The organism is Mesorhizobium sp. M7A.F.Ca.MR.362.00.0.0, assembly GCF_004023175.1.
GTDB lineage: Bacteria > Pseudomonadota > Alphaproteobacteria > Rhizobiales > Rhizobiaceae > Mesorhizobium.
This window is the reverse complement of record NZ_RZTF01000153.1, coordinates 1-13,801: the sequence shown is the minus strand read 5'-3', so window position 1 is coordinate 13,801 and position 13,801 is coordinate 1. Positions and strand designations below refer to the sequence as shown.

The 13,801-nt window shown below is 61.5% G+C and carries 18 protein-coding genes; 5 read left to right on the top strand and 13 right to left on the bottom strand.

The annotated features are described in order from the left end of the window. The 4 genes from EOC06_RS40840 to EOC06_RS19090 all read right to left on the bottom strand — a co-directional run. Nucleotides 1–809: relaxase/mobilization nuclease domain-containing protein (locus EOC06_RS40840; protein WP_206631210.1), on the bottom strand; the 809-nt coding region annotated here is incomplete at its 3' end. Nucleotides 810–1,339: 530 nt separating this feature from the next. Next, complete coding sequence (locus EOC06_RS19100) at nucleotides 1,340–1,690, bottom strand: hypothetical protein (protein ID WP_128308513.1); 351 nt, start codon at nucleotides 1,688–1,690, stop codon at nucleotides 1,340–1,342. Nucleotides 1,691–2,246: 556 nt separating this feature from the next. Continuing rightward, a complete protein-coding gene (locus EOC06_RS19095) occupies nucleotides 2,247–2,657 on the bottom strand; it encodes a hypothetical protein (RefSeq protein ID WP_128308512.1) in 411 nt (136 codons plus the stop codon). After that, a complete protein-coding gene (locus EOC06_RS19090) occupies nucleotides 2,654–3,334 on the bottom strand; it encodes a ParA family protein (protein ID WP_128308511.1) in 681 nt (226 codons plus the stop codon). Before EOC06_RS19090 ends, EOC06_RS19095 begins: the two co-directional genes overlap by 4 nt. Before the next feature lie 113 nt (nucleotides 3,335–3,447). Between EOC06_RS19090 and EOC06_RS40225 the strand changes: the two genes are divergently transcribed. Both EOC06_RS40225 and EOC06_RS19085 read left to right on the top strand, forming a co-directional pair. Next, nucleotides 3,448–3,621, top strand: coding sequence for a hypothetical protein (locus tag EOC06_RS40225; protein WP_206631209.1), 174 nt, complete (start codon nucleotides 3,448–3,450; stop codon nucleotides 3,619–3,621). A 10-nt stretch (nucleotides 3,622–3,631) separates the two neighbouring features. After that, nucleotides 3,632–4,063 (top strand): hypothetical protein, encoded by a 432-nt coding sequence (locus tag EOC06_RS19085; protein ID WP_245469774.1) that lies wholly within the window; start codon nucleotides 3,632–3,634, stop codon nucleotides 4,061–4,063. Nucleotides 4,064–4,351: 288 nt separating this feature from the next. On the opposite strand, the gene EOC06_RS19080 is transcribed toward EOC06_RS19085, so the two are convergent. From EOC06_RS19080 to EOC06_RS19070, 3 genes are read right to left on the bottom strand one after another with little or no spacing between them, the layout of a single operon-like run. Then, on the bottom strand, nucleotides 4,352–4,699 hold the full coding sequence (locus EOC06_RS19080) for a hypothetical protein (RefSeq protein WP_128308510.1): 348 nt from the start codon (nucleotides 4,697–4,699) through the stop codon (nucleotides 4,352–4,354). A 25-nt stretch (nucleotides 4,700–4,724) separates the two neighbouring features. After that, on the bottom strand, nucleotides 4,725–5,039 hold the full coding sequence (locus EOC06_RS19075) for a single-stranded DNA-binding protein (RefSeq protein ID WP_095488740.1): 315 nt from the start codon (nucleotides 5,037–5,039) through the stop codon (nucleotides 4,725–4,727). A gap of 55 nt (nucleotides 5,040–5,094) precedes the next feature. Continuing rightward, a complete protein-coding gene (locus tag EOC06_RS19070) occupies nucleotides 5,095–5,670 on the bottom strand; it encodes a hypothetical protein (RefSeq protein ID WP_128308509.1) in 576 nt (191 codons plus the stop codon). A gap of 103 nt (nucleotides 5,671–5,773) precedes the next feature. Here EOC06_RS19070 and EOC06_RS19065 point away from each other — a divergent pair, with 103 nt between their 5' ends. Beyond that, nucleotides 5,774–6,298 carry a helix-turn-helix domain-containing protein gene (locus tag EOC06_RS19065; protein WP_128308508.1) on the top strand — a complete coding sequence of 175 codons (525 nt, stop codon included), beginning with the start codon at nucleotides 5,774–5,776 and terminating at the stop codon, nucleotides 6,296–6,298. Nucleotides 6,299–6,389: 91 nt separating this feature from the next. Here the strand turns inward: EOC06_RS19065 and EOC06_RS19060 are convergent, their stop codons facing one another. Beyond that, nucleotides 6,390–7,139 carry a hypothetical protein gene (locus tag EOC06_RS19060; RefSeq protein WP_128308507.1) on the bottom strand — a complete coding sequence of 250 codons (750 nt, stop codon included), beginning with the start codon at nucleotides 7,137–7,139 and terminating at the stop codon, nucleotides 6,390–6,392. Between the two features lie 315 nt (nucleotides 7,140–7,454). Next, the gene (locus EOC06_RS19055; protein WP_245330044.1) at nucleotides 7,455–7,973 is read right to left on the bottom strand and encodes a DUF736 family protein; all 519 of its coding nucleotides are present in this window, start codon (nucleotides 7,971–7,973) and stop codon (nucleotides 7,455–7,457) included. Between the two features lie 618 nt (nucleotides 7,974–8,591). On the opposite strand from EOC06_RS19055, the gene EOC06_RS19050 reads away from it, so the two are divergent. Beyond that, complete coding sequence (locus tag EOC06_RS19050) at nucleotides 8,592–8,846, top strand: WGR domain-containing protein (RefSeq protein WP_095488744.1); 255 nt, start codon at nucleotides 8,592–8,594, stop codon at nucleotides 8,844–8,846. A gap of 193 nt (nucleotides 8,847–9,039) precedes the next feature. On the opposite strand, the gene EOC06_RS19045 is transcribed toward EOC06_RS19050, so the two are convergent. The 4 genes from EOC06_RS19045 to EOC06_RS19030 all read right to left on the bottom strand — a co-directional run bounded on the left by EOC06_RS19045 (nucleotide 9,040) and on the right by EOC06_RS19030 (nucleotide 12,054). Then, entirely contained in the window at nucleotides 9,040–9,330 is a 291-nt protein-coding gene (locus EOC06_RS19045; protein WP_095488773.1) for a DUF982 domain-containing protein, read from the bottom strand. 288 nt (nucleotides 9,331–9,618) lie between these two features. Continuing rightward, nucleotides 9,619–9,720, bottom strand: coding sequence for a hypothetical protein (locus tag EOC06_RS45135; RefSeq protein WP_095488745.1), 102 nt, complete (start codon nucleotides 9,718–9,720; stop codon nucleotides 9,619–9,621). Nucleotides 9,721–10,143: 423 nt separating this feature from the next. Continuing rightward, complete coding sequence (locus EOC06_RS19035; RefSeq protein WP_095488746.1) at nucleotides 10,144–10,455, bottom strand: DUF736 domain-containing protein; 312 nt, start codon at nucleotides 10,453–10,455, stop codon at nucleotides 10,144–10,146. A gap of 672 nt (nucleotides 10,456–11,127) precedes the next feature. After that, on the bottom strand, nucleotides 11,128–12,054 hold the full coding sequence (locus EOC06_RS19030) for an ArdC family protein (RefSeq protein WP_128308506.1): 927 nt from the start codon (nucleotides 12,052–12,054) through the stop codon (nucleotides 11,128–11,130). 319 nt (nucleotides 12,055–12,373) lie between these two features. On the opposite strand from EOC06_RS19030, the gene EOC06_RS19025 reads away from it, so the two are divergent. Continuing rightward, complete coding sequence (locus EOC06_RS19025) at nucleotides 12,374–13,588, top strand: MFS transporter (RefSeq protein ID WP_245329709.1); 1,215 nt, start codon at nucleotides 12,374–12,376, stop codon at nucleotides 13,586–13,588. Nucleotides 13,589–13,801 lie beyond the last annotated feature (213 nt).

The following is a 13,801-nucleotide window of genomic DNA, read 5'->3' as shown; positions in this document are numbered from 1 at the left end:
CGCGCCTGCAGCATCGCGTGGATATGGACGTGCTTGGTCTCGGCATGGTGTGCAAGCACGAATTTGTGCCCCGGAGCGCGTTCTTCGAGCACCGCACGCGCGGCCGCCATGATGGCTTCCGCGTCCGTACCAGCCCGGGCCGAGAAAAGCAGGTGATAGGCATTGCGCCGCTCCCGGCCGGAAAGTTGTGACCGCCATTCCTCAAAAATCGCCGCGGCCGCCTTCGTCGGCTGTTTGCTGGAAACCGCCTGTCCATTCGCCTGGCGAACCTGGTTGTGCGCCCGAATAAACTTTTGCAGAAAATATTGCGCCTTGCGCTCGTTGCCGACGGCCGCGGTCACTACCGCGCGAATACCGGCCTTCCCCATGGCTTCGCTGAAGCCGGCTTCGATCTTGTCGAGCGCTTTGCCGCGCGAATTTGCCCGCCCGGCCGCTAGAATCTTGGCAAGTGGTCCGGCGCGTTCTCCCGTGTGGCCATAAACGGCGACGCTGTCACCCGTGCGAGCATACACGAACGGCTTTGATCCAAAGGCCGCGTTCAAAGCCTCACTAAGCGCTTCGTCCGTGACGTCGCCGGCGAGCTCGAACCGCACCTCGATGAAATTCGTATTCTCAAGCTGCGGCTCGAATGCCTGGGTGAATTGATGCAGAAAGCCGCGACGGTCCTGCGCACTCGCAAGCCCCTGTCCGCTATCGGTGAAGATCTCGATGTCGCGCTTCTCGCCCTGTTCATTGGCGCGTGCGCCGATATAGGCGAGCAAGGCGCCGGCCTGCTTAGCGTTGGCCGCACTCGACAGGACCTTGAACACGGCTGGCTGCGCGCCCGCGGCAAAGGCCGCTCGCGCGGCAATCCCCCTCGCCTCTCGCGTCGACCGAGCCGAGTGTCGAGTGGACGGGAGCGCGCCCGACCTTCCGCCGCCCCCGCCACGGCGCCGCCATTCTTCTTCCTCTTCCTTGACGAAAGCGCCGAGTGTGAGGCCGAAAATCGCTATCGCCCCATTTGCGTCGCTGGATGAACGCAGACTCCCGCTGGTGCCCACAGACAGCGGTATCGCGCTGAGCGGTCCTCCTCGACCTGAGGACGAAACAGGTGCCTTTGCGACGCGGGAGCTCGCTCCGCGGTGCTTCGCACTCCCAATCGACGATTGCACGCCAGCCATAGGCGAAGCCACGCGGGCCTGGGTCACGCCACTCGCACGGATGTTCATCGCTTGACGATCGGCCGTCTCCCGGCCAGCCGATTGCAAAAGCTTATCATCGTTAAGCTCCTCGAGATCGCCAGCGCCCGGTATGCGCAAATAGCGTTCGATTTCGGCAGCATATCCGGCGAGACGACCGCTCATGCCTTGACCTCGCTGCGCTTGCGCGGCCTCGCAATCATCGCCTTCAATTCTTCGCGGAACCGACGCACGAGCTCGCCAATGGCGATCAAGGCGCGCTCGAGGTCTTCGTCATACGGCACCCGGCCCTCGTTCATCGCGCGGACCGCCTGGTTGAAATTCACACCGACGCGGCGAAGCTGGTCGGTGGCCTCCTCAATGGCGGGTCGCAGCTCCCCCGTCGCCGCCGGCAGAAACCCCGCCTCGGTCCGAACAAGGCGGCGAACGACTTCGCTGACCGTCACCGACTCCCCGTCAGCCATTGCGCGCAGCCGCTCCAGTTCGACGCTTGAGAAGCGCACATGCAGCACTTCGCCATAGCGCCTGGATGCGTTCTGACTTTCTGTTTGGCCACTGTTGGGTGTCATCTTCTAGCCCGCTTGCGGGCGCTAAGGCCCTTGGGCCGCGCCGCGTCTTTTCGTGTGTAACACAAAAAAGGCTATCCTGCCAAAGACAAAAAACAACATCACCAAAATATCTTTGCGGTGATAATCTGAATCACCCCAGATTTCATTTCACAATATCTGCACATGTTAGCAAGGAAACATGCCACATCGGAAACATCTTGCATCGTCAACTTAGAGACAAGCCGACTTATCGACATGTTTCTTTTTCAACATGTGGCCTTGCTGCGGAATCATCATGCTAACATGGGGACAAATCGCAACGAGCAGGGAACGTGAGCTCGTACGATCGGGATCGCGGCGACCCCCGTTGGCATGGGTAGCCGGATAAGCTGAGCCACGCGCCCGAGGCCGACGGGCACGGTCGATTTGCGCCGGGCCGAGCATCGATGGCCCGGCCTCGGTCGTGTAGCCCCCAGCGCTCTCTGGAACCCTGTGGAGGCGTGCCCCGGGGCGGGCTATCCTAATCGTTTGGCAGCTTGTGCTTATGGATCCTGATGTAGTCCTGCACCGCCTGGCGCAGCAACTCGGTCATGCTGTGGCCGTTGCTGATCGCGAGCAGCTTGAATTGGCGCTGTTCGCCGGCCGTAAGGTAATAGCCGCAGCGCACCATTTCCTCGTCGCGAATCTTCTTGCCGGCAACCGGATCCTTCTTCTGGCCCTGTCGCAGCATTTTGCGGAAGTCCGGCCGCGGTGACGCCGCCGCAGCTTCGGCCTCCGATGCCGCCGCGGGTGCGGCGGCAAGCGGCTGAGAGGCGGGATCGGTCTTGGGAGCGATGAACATGCTCGGAAGCGCCGGCGGCTCAGTGGAGATCGCTCTCATCATGCGAGCCTTCTTGTCGTCCTGTGACTCCGGGAGGCTCTTGTCGGTCATGCGGCCTGCCCCATTGCTTCGGTGAAGGTCTTCAGTACATCGTCGAAGACCCCTTCACTTTCGGCAATCGCCTTCGTGTCGGGCTGATCTGGGCTGTAGAGTGTCTGGCCGCTTTGCAGGTCCCGATAGGCGACACGGTTTTGCAGCTCATGGTCGGCGATCGGCGTGCCGTTCGCCTGAATGATTGCGCGCAGTTCGCTCAAGGCTCTCGCCTTCGCATCGATGATGGTCTGTTTTGTCAGGACAAACACGGCTGGCAGCGGCCGGCCGCGTGTTTCGACCGCGAGCGGGATGTAGTGGTCGGTGATCTGGATTGCGGCGGTCACGTCATCGAGCGCGAAGAAGATCGGCACCACGACGATATCGGAAGCAAATAGCCCGGCCATGAGATTGTCGTTCGTGGTGCCCTCGGTGTCGATCAGCACCAGGTTACGGTCGCCATTATGGCGCTCCGCCGCCTCCAGGATCTCGCGCGGCGTCGTAGCGCTGACGAGCTGTAGTGTCTCGGGACGATTGCCGGCCTCCTTGAGCATCTGAGCCCACCGGCTCATGTTTTGGCGAACGTCGCCGTCGATGAGTGTCACCGCGTAGCCGCGCTTAAGGGCGACGGATGCCAGCGCGCGCAGCAGGGTCGATTTTCCAGTGCCACCTTTGGCGATAGCGGCAGATATGATCATAGCTCGGGGACCTTCGATGAACCGGTTTTATGCCAACCGCCTGCCCGGCAATTGTCATAACTGAACCCAAAGTGTAGTGTCAATTTATGAGCGATCAACCGGACAGGACAGTGATGTTCAGGGCAGCTTTGGCCGAGATCTCGACGCGAGACGGCTGCGAGGCCGCGCTTGATGCGGCAGCCGCCACGCTGGCGCATTACAGCGCGCTTGCCTCCGTCGGCATGATGCTACAGCGCGAGCTGATCTTGATGGTGCCGAGAGGTAAGGTGTGCGGAACGGATGATTAGGGCAGTATTGGTGGCCGTAGCGGCGGCGGTGAGCCTCGGCGCCGCCGCTCCAGGTGATCAGTCCAAGGAGGCCGGCAGCAATCCGATGTGGCCCGCGGGACTGCGTTGGGATTGCGCCACGGCAGCAAAAATCGTGTGTGAACGCGACGGCTCCTGCAAGGTCGCTCAAGCCGAGGCTCCATTCCTGCTCAATTACGACAACAACAACGTCGAGTTTGCCAGCGGCGATGTCCGCATCAAGCGGCATTATCAGCAAACGGTGCAGGCAAGCCCTCTCCAAAGCGAGGTCAAGGTGGAGCTTGCCGACAATCGGGTCATCTGGCTGACGGCGGTGGACGCCAGTCGCACCTATTCTGACGCCTGGGTGGGTGCCCTCACTGAATTGAAGGGTGGCGCCGTCCTTCTGGTATCCCAAGGCGTCTATTGCACCCCACACAAGTGAGCGCCGCGAACCGGGCCCGCGCCAGGCGGACGGCTTCTGTAGCGCCGGAACCGCCAGCGACCCGTTATCTCCGGCCTCCGCCGTCCCTACGGCGCTATTGGAGGCGCGCTCCGGCTCCGGCTCTTTGGGCATGGGAATTGCGGCGACACAAAAGAAGATCCTTCGATGGACCCGATTGCGCGTCGAAGAGTCCGGTGCCACGAGCGGCGATCACTGCAGGAAGGGTTTCGAGGGGTTTGCTGATCGACCCGGGAACTGAGCCGAAACCAGACGTTGGCATGCAGACGATCATTGAAGCAGCATCGCTTGCCAGCCATCCGGTCCCCTGGAGAATGCGACCAGGCCATCACCTTCGCCTTTCCAGGAAGTGCGAAGCTTGTACTTCACGGCGCATTGCACGCCGGGTCCCATGATGTTCTTCGAGCACTCTCCGATGCGCAACGTCGCTTGATCAGTATTTTTCGCTCGCCGGAAAGCGTCCAAAGCCTCGGCCGGCGATGGAATCTCAACGCCGGCCGCGGCCAGTTTCGGACACAGCGAGGGTTCGGACGCAATCGCCGCGGAGAGCTGGCCTTGAGTCGGATAGAATGCGAGCGTGCCGCCTATGCCAACCAATGTTCCGGATGCCGCCGCCATGATAAGGGTCCCGCATTGAACATGATTACGGCTTCGGAAAAACGTTGAACGTCGACGCGATAAGGTCCGTCGTATAAACTGTCTCGCCGTTGCGTTTGAAAGAGTTGTTGCTGATGCGGCCTTCGACGAAGACGACATCGCCGGGCTTGGCGTTCTCCGCCACCCAGGCGGCTTGCTTCTCCTCGAGGACCGTTACCTGGACCCAGTCCGTGGCTTCCTTGGCAACGCCTTGTTCGTCCTTCCAATTGCGATTGGTGGCAATGTTGACCCTCGTGCTTTTGTCGAAGGGCGCTACCGACCCAACATTGCCATGAATGGTGAACCTGTTGACGCTTTTCATCGGGGTAACTGCCTCTTTTCGTGCAACTAATTTAGCTAGCCGGAGTGACTCAAGATTATGGTCTGCTAAGGTTGAACCAGGTGCGCTGCCGCAGCCCGTTCGCGTCGTCGTACTCGATGTAGTAAGGCTTCGCGCGGCGCGGGCGTTGTATGTCGTAATAGGTGGTCGTTCGATCGTTATGTGCTCCGCTGGAGACATGAGTAAGCTGGACCGGCACGGTGCGGCCGCCGAGCTGGATGGTCATCGCATGGCTTCCGTCGGCCTGACCATGCCGCGCTCCAAAGTTGGCAGGCTGACCGAGATTGCCAGCCGCGATTCGGCACATGCTGGCCTGCCCTTGTCCCGGCCGGTCGCTAGCCGGCGCGTAAGGCATCCACCCCTGCGGGCAGGCCTCGTACGGATCGTAGCCGGCGCCGGACGAATTGGCCTGCGGACAAGTCGGCCACGAAAACCCGGGCAATCCCATGGCGTCGATCAGCCGATCTATCGGCGGATCACAGGAGGGCGTGCCCTGCCAGTCACCAGACAGACAAAGCAGGACCTGGCAGCCCCACTCGGATGCGAATGTTTGGGACGGAACAGACGCGGCGCCGGCGATCGCGACAGCGCCCACAACGAGATATTTCAGCATGGTGCGGGCCCTTTACCTCTGAGCGTTTTTGACACTTTACTATGGATTTTGCTCAGGGAAAAGGGCAGACCGAACAGGCGGATTCGTGCGAATACATAGATTCATGCTGCCAAACGAAGCGGGCGAGGTGAACAACCCGCTTCGGGACAATATCGCCTGGTTCCTCGAAACCGAGCGCCGTAAGCGAAAGCTTCGCCATCAACACATGGCGGAACTGTTCAAGACGTCGCCTGGTCAAGGGCTGGCATACCGCACCTACATCCGCACCATGAGAAAACGAAACAACGTGACCCTGCGCACGGTCGAACAGATGGCCCAGGCGCTGCAGGTATCGATCGCGACACTTCTGGTCGGCCGCGCGGCGGTGGAACCATGGGCGCATAAGCTCACCGAAACATCGATCCGCGCCCGCCTCGCCGCCATCATCGACAGCGAGCGCAAGCGCCGCAACCTGGTCCGCCACCAAATGGCGGAGCTCCTGGGCGTCTCGGAGATCACTTTCACCAAGCTCGAGCGCGCGAACGGCAATATCAGTGTCGACACGATCGCCGCCGTCGGCGAGGCGCTCGGCCGCGATCCGGCGACCTTTTTGTTTCGGGAACCCGACGGCCAGCATCAACCGGCTTGATGTGGCGCGGCCGATCGCAAAGGCTGCTTTAAAGACAGCCTCGTGCCGCGTTTAGGGTTCCGCGGCAAGCGTGGTTTTGGCGGCTAGGGCGTCAGCCGGTCGGCGATTCGTGACTGGGGAATGGCTTCGACCCTTCCGGCGCCAAGTCGGATCGGCTGTTAAACGGTCCTTTGCTATATTTATTGCGGGAGCTTCCTGTGGACGCCGCTTTTTTGAAGGCTGTCGGATAAAATTTAAGGCCGAGATTGGGCCGAAATTTCGCAATCCAGGCGATCTGACGTCGATGCACGACAACAATGTGATTGGTGAGGTTCCTGGCGCGCCATTGCCTGCGCTCGGTGACGCGCAGCAAGCCGAGCGTGCCGGCTTTGCGCAGCGCATTGCGCACCGTTGTCGGCCCGACGCCGGCGCGATCGCCGATTTCCTTTACCGATCGGTCGCAGTTGCCGTGCTGCCGGCAGTCGCACATGACAATGTAAAGCGCCGCGCTTTCGCCTTCGGTGAACTCGCCGGCGAACTCGGGCCGGATAGCCTGCATGCGGGCGAGCCGCCGCTTGCGTCTCCATCGCACGGGATCTCGCAAGCCGCTGGCAGCTTCGCGGCGGCCTCGCTCACTGCGAGGGCGTTGCGGATAAGAGGAGCGGGGTAGTGCGCGACCATCCGCAGGGGCCTTCTTGAGGTTGGCGCGTTGTCGCTCAGCCTTCTCGCAAAGCCGCTCCGCATCGGCCTCGCCCAGCAACTCCTCGCCGTAGAGCTTCCATATCTGCCGGCAAAAATCGTCCAGCTCGGCCAAAGACCGAATGTTCGTGAGCCATAGGCTCAACGTTGAATAGAGATCCATTTCTTTCCTCTCGCCAGGCCGTACAAAGCCGTGGCGCGGAAGCGCATTTTTTCTTGCAATGCCGGGAAAGATGGGCTACGGTCTCACTAAATCATCGGCGAGATCAGGAGCGCCAACTCCTGTAGCCTATTCCCTAGAAAAGCCGGCCTCCGCGCCGGTTTTTTTGTGCTCGATTTTTCCTCCGTTCAGACTCACTCTTCATGATTGCAAGGCTGAGCATACAAAGTAAAGTATCAAAAAATCCGCGAGCGCGGATCGTTGAGTATCGCCGCCTGACAAGCAAGAATCGCGCCGGGACGCCTGGCGTTCGATTTCTTACGGTTTGCCCGAAGCCGCCCCATGGCGCGTCAAGCTATCGATCTGAGGCGCTGAGTAGCTGGGCGATCTGAATGACGCCCCGCTGTTTGCGGGGCGCCCTTTGGTGTTCGTCAGTCGCCGTTGCGACGGTTCGGGCCGAGACCAGATGAGGCTGTAGCTCTGACCGCCTTCGTCGGCAACGACGTTGGCATAGATTGGGACGGTGAAGCTCGGATCGTCGAGCTTGAGGCGCGAGATAGGCGCGGCCCTCGTTGGACTTTTGGACCAGCCGGCACCGAACTCGACTCGATCAACGAGCACGCGGTGGCTGGGTGCGTTTTCGCCGCTGGCGCGCGTATCGGGGACGATCCGGACCTTCTTGGCCTGGAGGGAAAGCGTGCGATCTCGCCGTTGAATTCTTCGCCGGCCAGCTGGAAGTTGCCGATAGTAGCATGTTCGTGTGCTCCTGACGGTTTGTCCGAAGCCGCCCTGTGCGGCCTCGATAGCGGTCGCTAGACGACGGTCCGCCGACTGCATCCACTGAACCGCAGCGGAGCGGAGGACGGCGGAAGCCGAGCTTGTTGTCCCGCGAGGAATGCGGCGAAGCCACAAGGGAAGAAGGTCGGCGAAGCCGTTGCAGGCAAAACGCCGGACCGGCATCAGACAGACCAATCTTAAGAGAGGCCGTTCAGGGAGGGTCCGGGCATCCGTTCCAGAAGAACGATACTGGAGATATCGGAATGTCGGCCATGCATCCGGCACAAGCGGCACGATCGATGCCGCCACGAAACCAGAGGCACGAGGTCTAGGCCCTGTCCGGTCGCCGCTCAAACGGCCGCACATGATCCCGCCACGCCGCCAAAGGGTCAGGCGATGAGAGCAGTCTTGATACCGACGATTAACGCCGCAAAGGGACCGTCCACCTGGTTCCGGCGGTCTGATAGGCTCGGGGCCGAATTGCTGCGCGCTTACGTCGTGACGGTCCGACGCGTGCGCCTTCGATCATGCACAGTGCGGCGACGAGCTTGCTGGCCACCGCAGTGATCATGACCTTCCTGAAGCGACCGCGCACCCATAACCGCAATGAATCGGTCGAGCTAGTTGGATTCAAAGAACTCGTTGGACGCCGTTTCCAAGCCAAGTGAGACTGTGGCCATGGAAAACGAAGAGGGAGGGCCCGTTCATCTTCGACGCATCGACCCCTCGCAGAACATGCGGCGGTTTTATATGGTTGCGATCCAACCGACCTTGTTCGGCGGAGCATCCGTCATTCGCAACTGGGGCCGCATCGGGACCAGCGGCCAGTCGATGATGGAAACCTTCGATAGCCAAGACGGTGCGGCCACCGCATCAATGAAGCTTCAGCGCGCCAAGCGCCGGCGCGGATATCGCGACTGTGATCCGGACTAGCGCTGGCGACATCGCGCAAGATCGCAGGCCCGAAAGGCCAACTCGATGCCGCGGCGGCCAGCCGATCGCCATAAGCACTGTCATCCCTGTTTTCCGGAATTACCGGCGATGATGGAGATTCTTCCGCTCTTGTCCGCGATCGGTGAAAATCTGAACGGAATGCCCCCAAGCTTAGCTACAACCCAACCTGTCCCTACGCGCGCCGCTTTTTGCAGGCGGCGATCCACTGCATGGCGGAGATTGGATCTTCTAGGATGGCGACCTGCCTGGCGAAATCGATAAAGGCGTGGTGTGCGGCGCTTAACGGTTTGTGCCCATCCTCTGCGTCATAGCAGGCCTGAAGGGCGGTCTGGTGGATCAGATCTCTTTGATCCTCGGGCCAGTCGCTGAGGAAATCGATGGCGTCCGCGAGGCTCGCAATCTCTTGCACGATATAGGGCGCACGCTTCACGAAAATGGGGCTGCCGAACTCCTCCGCATCCATGCGTTCCTCCCAGTTCACGAACCACCGCTTTGGACGAGCATTCCGCCCGGCAACCATCGCAAATGTGCTGTCCGGACCGAGACGGTTCAAGGGGCGCGATGGAAGATTTCTCGTTGGCGCAGGTGCCTGGGGGACGGCGGCAGGATCAGGGCATCAAACGTGCGTAGCAGAATGTTGCGGCGCTGTCAGTACGCGGCCCAGCCGACGACGAACATGATGAGATCAGCCATCTCCGATCGTCGTGTCAATAAACGGCTCGTCCAGCAGGCCGCAGGCCAGCGCGCTGCTCTAGATGGCGCGCAAGATGGTGAGTAGGTCAAGGAGATTGCGGGCGATGCGATCAGTGGCAACGGCTAGCACCTGGTCGCCGGGCCTGAGGCTTTTAAGCATGGTTTTCAGCCTCGGCCACTCGGCATCCTTGCCGCTGAGAAGTCACCAAATTAAATCGCGGTCGTGGAGCCTCACACAGTGAGGTTGCAGAGTGGCTGCTCACGCGCGCCTCTCTCCCAACCAAAGCAAACGAGGGCGTACAGTCAGTTCGGGTGCTGGAGAAAGTTCGTGGCCCTGAGCCCGGTTTCACAGGGCGGCAGTAGGAGCGTCAGCATAGCGCCGCTGCAGGCGGACGCGGGACCGACAGCCCCGGGTGCCATGTGGACTGCGCCGACCTCATGCCAACAACTGCCGTGGTTCTCCGTTATGGACGGCGAGGAGCAGCACCCCCGAAAGGCGGCGCTTGGTGCTCCTTCCGCCTGCCGGCGTTCGCTTGGGAACGGCCGAAGGCCCCGCCGTGCGGCGGAGCCCTCGTCGAGGCGATCAGTCCCGGTTGGGGCGAGACCAGATCAGCTGCAGGCCTTCCTCGCCTTCCACCTCGATCAAGGTGGCGTAGATCGGCGCGGGGAAGCTCGGGTCGTCCAGTTTGACCGAGAGGTAGTCGCGGCCCTCGTTGGAGACCTTCTGCCAGGCGGCTCCCAGTTCGACGTTACCCGAGTAGACGCGGAAGTGAGGGCCCTTGTCGGAAGGGTTCTCGACGCGGATCAGCTTGGCCTTGACGTTGAGGTTGAGGGTCTTGATGGCGCCGGAAAAGCCGGCGTTGCCGTTTGAGGTAAAGGTGCCGATGGTAGCCATGATGTCGTCTCCGTGAGTTTCTCGGGCCGCGACCACCGCGACCTCGATGGCGGTCGACAGACCGGAGGCGATCGGCCCGCACCCCGCAGGGGACGCAACGCAGTGGAGGGCAGCCAGGGCGAGGCTTTCTTGTTCCGCGCGGAATGGCGGCGAAGCCAACAGGGGAAGAAAGTCGCGACCGGCTGTTGCGGGCTTGAGAACGAGGCGTAGCGTAGCGAAGACGGCCTTCGGTCAGACAGCCCCATCGAGGACGCAGGTGGTGCGCCCTTCCATGAAACCGCCGGCCAGACGACAGGCGAACCCTAGCGGCATGATCCCCGCAACCGCAGCCACGGTGAGGCGCCATCAAGCCCGGCCCGTGACGCATCATCATGGCAGAACGACCGACAACCACAGCCGGAAAGGGACGCACCCGTCCCATCACTCCGGTCGGTTGACGACCGGCCGACTGGCGAAACTCCGAGGGTCCGGCGTCTGCCGCTTAAGGATGGATGGCCGCGAACACGGTCACGGAAATACCTATCCCGAGCGGGACGTCGGCAGGGGCCGGCTGATCTGGCTCGGCCCGCTGGGGTACGACCCGAACTGACCGGGTGCCAATGGCGGATCCTCGGCCGGCTGCAAGATAGGATGGCTCTGCGCCACCCCCGACATGGATCGGAGAATGCAGCATCATGCAGCCTCCGCGCTGTGCGTCGCATTCGGCTGGAGATCATGCAGATAGTTGACCGCACGCTGGGCATGGGCCGCCGCGGCAAAGATGAATCGCTTCTCGTTCCTGAGGATTTCGAGCCAGCTTGCCAGGTAGCTGGCATGGTCAGGCCGCGGCTCGAGCTCTGGCACGATGCCGAGGTCAGCTGCTAAAAAGCAGCCGCCGAGGTCGGCCACGAGCTCTTCGTGGGCCCGGAACTCGCGATCCTTGTGGTAACGGGAGAGGTTGCGATCAAGCCGGCTTTCCGAGCCGACCCAATGGGTCATTTCGTGTCCGAGGGTCGCATAGTAGCTGGGCCTGTCGCGGAAACTCTCGAACGGCGGCATTTGCACAATATCGAGAGCCGGATTGAAATACGCCTTGTCGCCACCGTGGCGGATGACGGCCCCGGTATTTGCGAAGAAGGCATCCGCATGTTCGATCCGCTCCACCGGGTCTGACTCTGGCGCGGGATTGCCGTAATACTGCGCGGGCAGGCCTTCGATCTGGTCGGCGCAAAACACCGTATAGGCCTTGAGGAACGGGACCCCGCGCTCGACCTCTTCGCCATAGGCATCGGTTTCGGTGCGCACGATGCGGCTGGCATAGACAACCATTGAGCCGGTCTCGCCTTTGCGGACATGACCGCCCAGCTCGACGCTCTGCTTGAACGTCATCCAGGTCGGGGAAACAAAACCCCTCGAAACCGCCTCCGACCAGAGAAGCAGGGTATTGATCCCCTGATATGGCAATCCATTGTGGCGCAACGGGCGTGTGATACGCCCCGTAGTGTTCGCCGCGCTCCACGGCTTCACCCACGGACGCACGCCCTTTTCCAGCTCCGCGACGATGCGGTCGGTGATCTTCGCGTAGATATCGACGCGGGATTTGTTGCTCTTCCTGTCCATTTTCCGGACCTCCGTTCGAGGCCGCGCCAATCGCGGCCGTCACGAGGTCCGACAGCGCAGGACCGCAGGCCCGCGAACCCGCAGAAGAGCAATCGGAAGGAAGGGACACGTCGCTTGAGGGCCGCAACGTTAGTGGAGGACGGCGAAGCCGTTTCGCGGAACGAGGACCGGAGCAGGACCAACATTCGTGACTGACCGCGGTTGGCACGGCCGCATCAGGTGGTCTGCCTGCTTTTTCTCATTTATTGCTTTTAGGCCCAGGGGGCCTGCTACCGAATCGGGTGCCGGGCGCAGCAATGTTGATCAGGCTGGATACCGCGTGAGAGCTTTTGAACGACCGCTATTCATTGCATTTTCGTCCGCTTCTTTCTTTATCGTGGGTGTCGGAATCGTTCTGCCTGCCTGGATAGCTTTCCATGGTGGCGGCTCTCGGCTGGTGGGACTGGTGCTGCTTTCATCCAGTGTGGCGGGTCTGTTGCTTGCGCCGGTCGCGGGTCATCTGGTCGATCGGCACGATCGGCGGACCGTCACGGTGGCAGGGCAGATGATCAGGGCCTTGGGGCTGTTCCTTCTCGCTGCCACCGGAATTGTCGCAGAATCTCTGTCGCCAGTGCTTCTCATCGTTTCCGGCGTATTGGGAGCCTTCGGGTTCGCGCTTTTGGCGGGATCGCTGAGTGGCATTTTGCAGGCGATTGTCCCAGAAGCCCAGCGCATGGGATTCGCCCTTCGGCTCTCCCTCTTTAACCAGGCTGGCATAGCGATCGGAACAGGTGCTGCCGGACTTGCCATCGACAGGCTCGGCAGTCCCATGTCTGCCCTGTTGTTCGCACTGGTGGCGCTGGCCTGTCTTCCCATGCTGAAGATGATCACGTCGCATGCCGGCAATGTTCAATCGTCGCAGCGGCTCAGCCTCATTCCCGCTTCGAGGCAGGCCCTGAGCTATTTGCTCAACAATCCATACAGCCTCTCGGCGGCGGTAACTGTCGGCCTGGCCTTTGCCGTGATCCAGATCACCAATCTGCTCCTTCCAGGTTTTGTGACCCGATCACTCAGCGGAGACAGCGAACTGTTCGGACTGCTCGAGATGACAGCCGCTGTCGCTGGGATGGTCGCATTGGCGGTTGTCGGCATTCCATCAATTGCCGAACGCCTCCGAAACCTTACGCCCACAATCCTGATTGCGGCGGGCGCCTCCCTGATTCTGTTCTCCCTGGCTACAAGTCCGGCAGTCGCCGTGGTTCTTTATTGCGTGGCCGGCATGCTCTGGAACGTGGCCCGAGCGGCAGCCAATGGCCATCTTCTGACAGTCGTGGACACCACGATGATCGGCCGCGTGCAAGCCGCAAGCCTTCACGACCCTGCTTACGAGTGGGTTTGGCCTTGCCATATATCTGCTGCCGACAATGGTGCCCGGAGCCTCCGAGGCAACCCTCTACATGGCGTGCGGCTCCGCCATTGCGGTCTGCGTTGGCGGCTTGTCCCTGTGGAGCAAAGCTCAAGAGCCGCGCTAATCCTGGGACTTGCTACGTTATGAGTTTATCGCAAAACCCGCCGTACGAAGAAGGCCGGGCGGAGCCGAAGCTCCGCCCGGTGGCAGTTAGCCCAGAGCCGCCATCTGCAGATCGGCCGCCTGCCGGCTGACGCCCTGGCCGGGGTTCTCGACCTGTCGCTCGTAGGGCCTCCAGCTCTCGCCGACGATGTGCTCGTAGGCGGCGACGGCGCCCTCGGCCGCCATGCGCAACGCGTG

What these genes read in the sequence shown, in the direction of transcription:
- EOC06_RS19095 (WP_128308512.1), bottom strand. Translation starts at nt 2,657, where the DNA reads ATGACCGACAAGAGCCTCCCGGAGTCACAGGACGACAAGAAGGCTCGC.
- EOC06_RS19090 (WP_128308511.1), bottom strand. Translation starts at nt 3,334, where the DNA reads ATGATCATATCTGCCGCTATCGCCAAAGGTGGCACTGGAAAATCGACC.
- EOC06_RS19060 (WP_128308507.1), bottom strand. Translation starts at nt 7,139, where the DNA reads ATGGATCTCTATTCAACGTTGAGCCTATGGCTCACGAACATTCGGTCT.
- EOC06_RS19075 (WP_095488740.1), bottom strand. Translation starts at nt 5,039, where the DNA reads ATGAAAAGCGTCAACAGGTTCACCATTCATGGCAATGTTGGGTCGGTA.
- EOC06_RS40225 (WP_206631209.1), top strand. Translation starts at nt 3,448, where the DNA reads ATGTTCAGGGCAGCTTTGGCCGAGATCTCGACGCGAGACGGCTGCGAG.
- EOC06_RS19045 (WP_095488773.1), bottom strand. Translation starts at nt 9,330, where the DNA reads ATGGATGCGGAGGAGTTCGGCAGCCCCATTTTCGTGAAGCGTGCGCCC.
- EOC06_RS19080 (WP_128308510.1), bottom strand. Translation starts at nt 4,699, where the DNA reads ATGGCGGCGGCATCCGGAACATTGGTTGGCATAGGCGGCACGCTCGCA.
- EOC06_RS19030 (WP_128308506.1), bottom strand. Translation starts at nt 12,054, where the DNA reads ATGGACAGGAAGAGCAACAAATCCCGCGTCGATATCTACGCGAAGATC.
- EOC06_RS19050 (WP_095488744.1), top strand. Translation starts at nt 8,592, where the DNA reads ATGGAAAACGAAGAGGGAGGGCCCGTTCATCTTCGACGCATCGACCCC.
- EOC06_RS19055 (WP_245330044.1), bottom strand. Translation starts at nt 7,973, where the DNA reads ATGCAGTCGGCGGACCGTCGTCTAGCGACCGCTATCGAGGCCGCACAG.
- EOC06_RS45135 (WP_095488745.1), bottom strand. Translation starts at nt 9,720, where the DNA reads ATGCTTAAAAGCCTCAGGCCCGGCGACCAGGTGCTAGCCGTTGCCACT.
- EOC06_RS19070 (WP_128308509.1), bottom strand. Translation starts at nt 5,670, where the DNA reads ATGCTGAAATATCTCGTTGTGGGCGCTGTCGCGATCGCCGGCGCCGCG.
- EOC06_RS19035 (WP_095488746.1), bottom strand. Translation starts at nt 10,455, where the DNA reads ATGGCTACCATCGGCACCTTTACCTCAAACGGCAACGCCGGCTTTTCC.
- EOC06_RS19065 (WP_128308508.1), top strand. Translation starts at nt 5,774, where the DNA reads ATGCTGCCAAACGAAGCGGGCGAGGTGAACAACCCGCTTCGGGACAAT.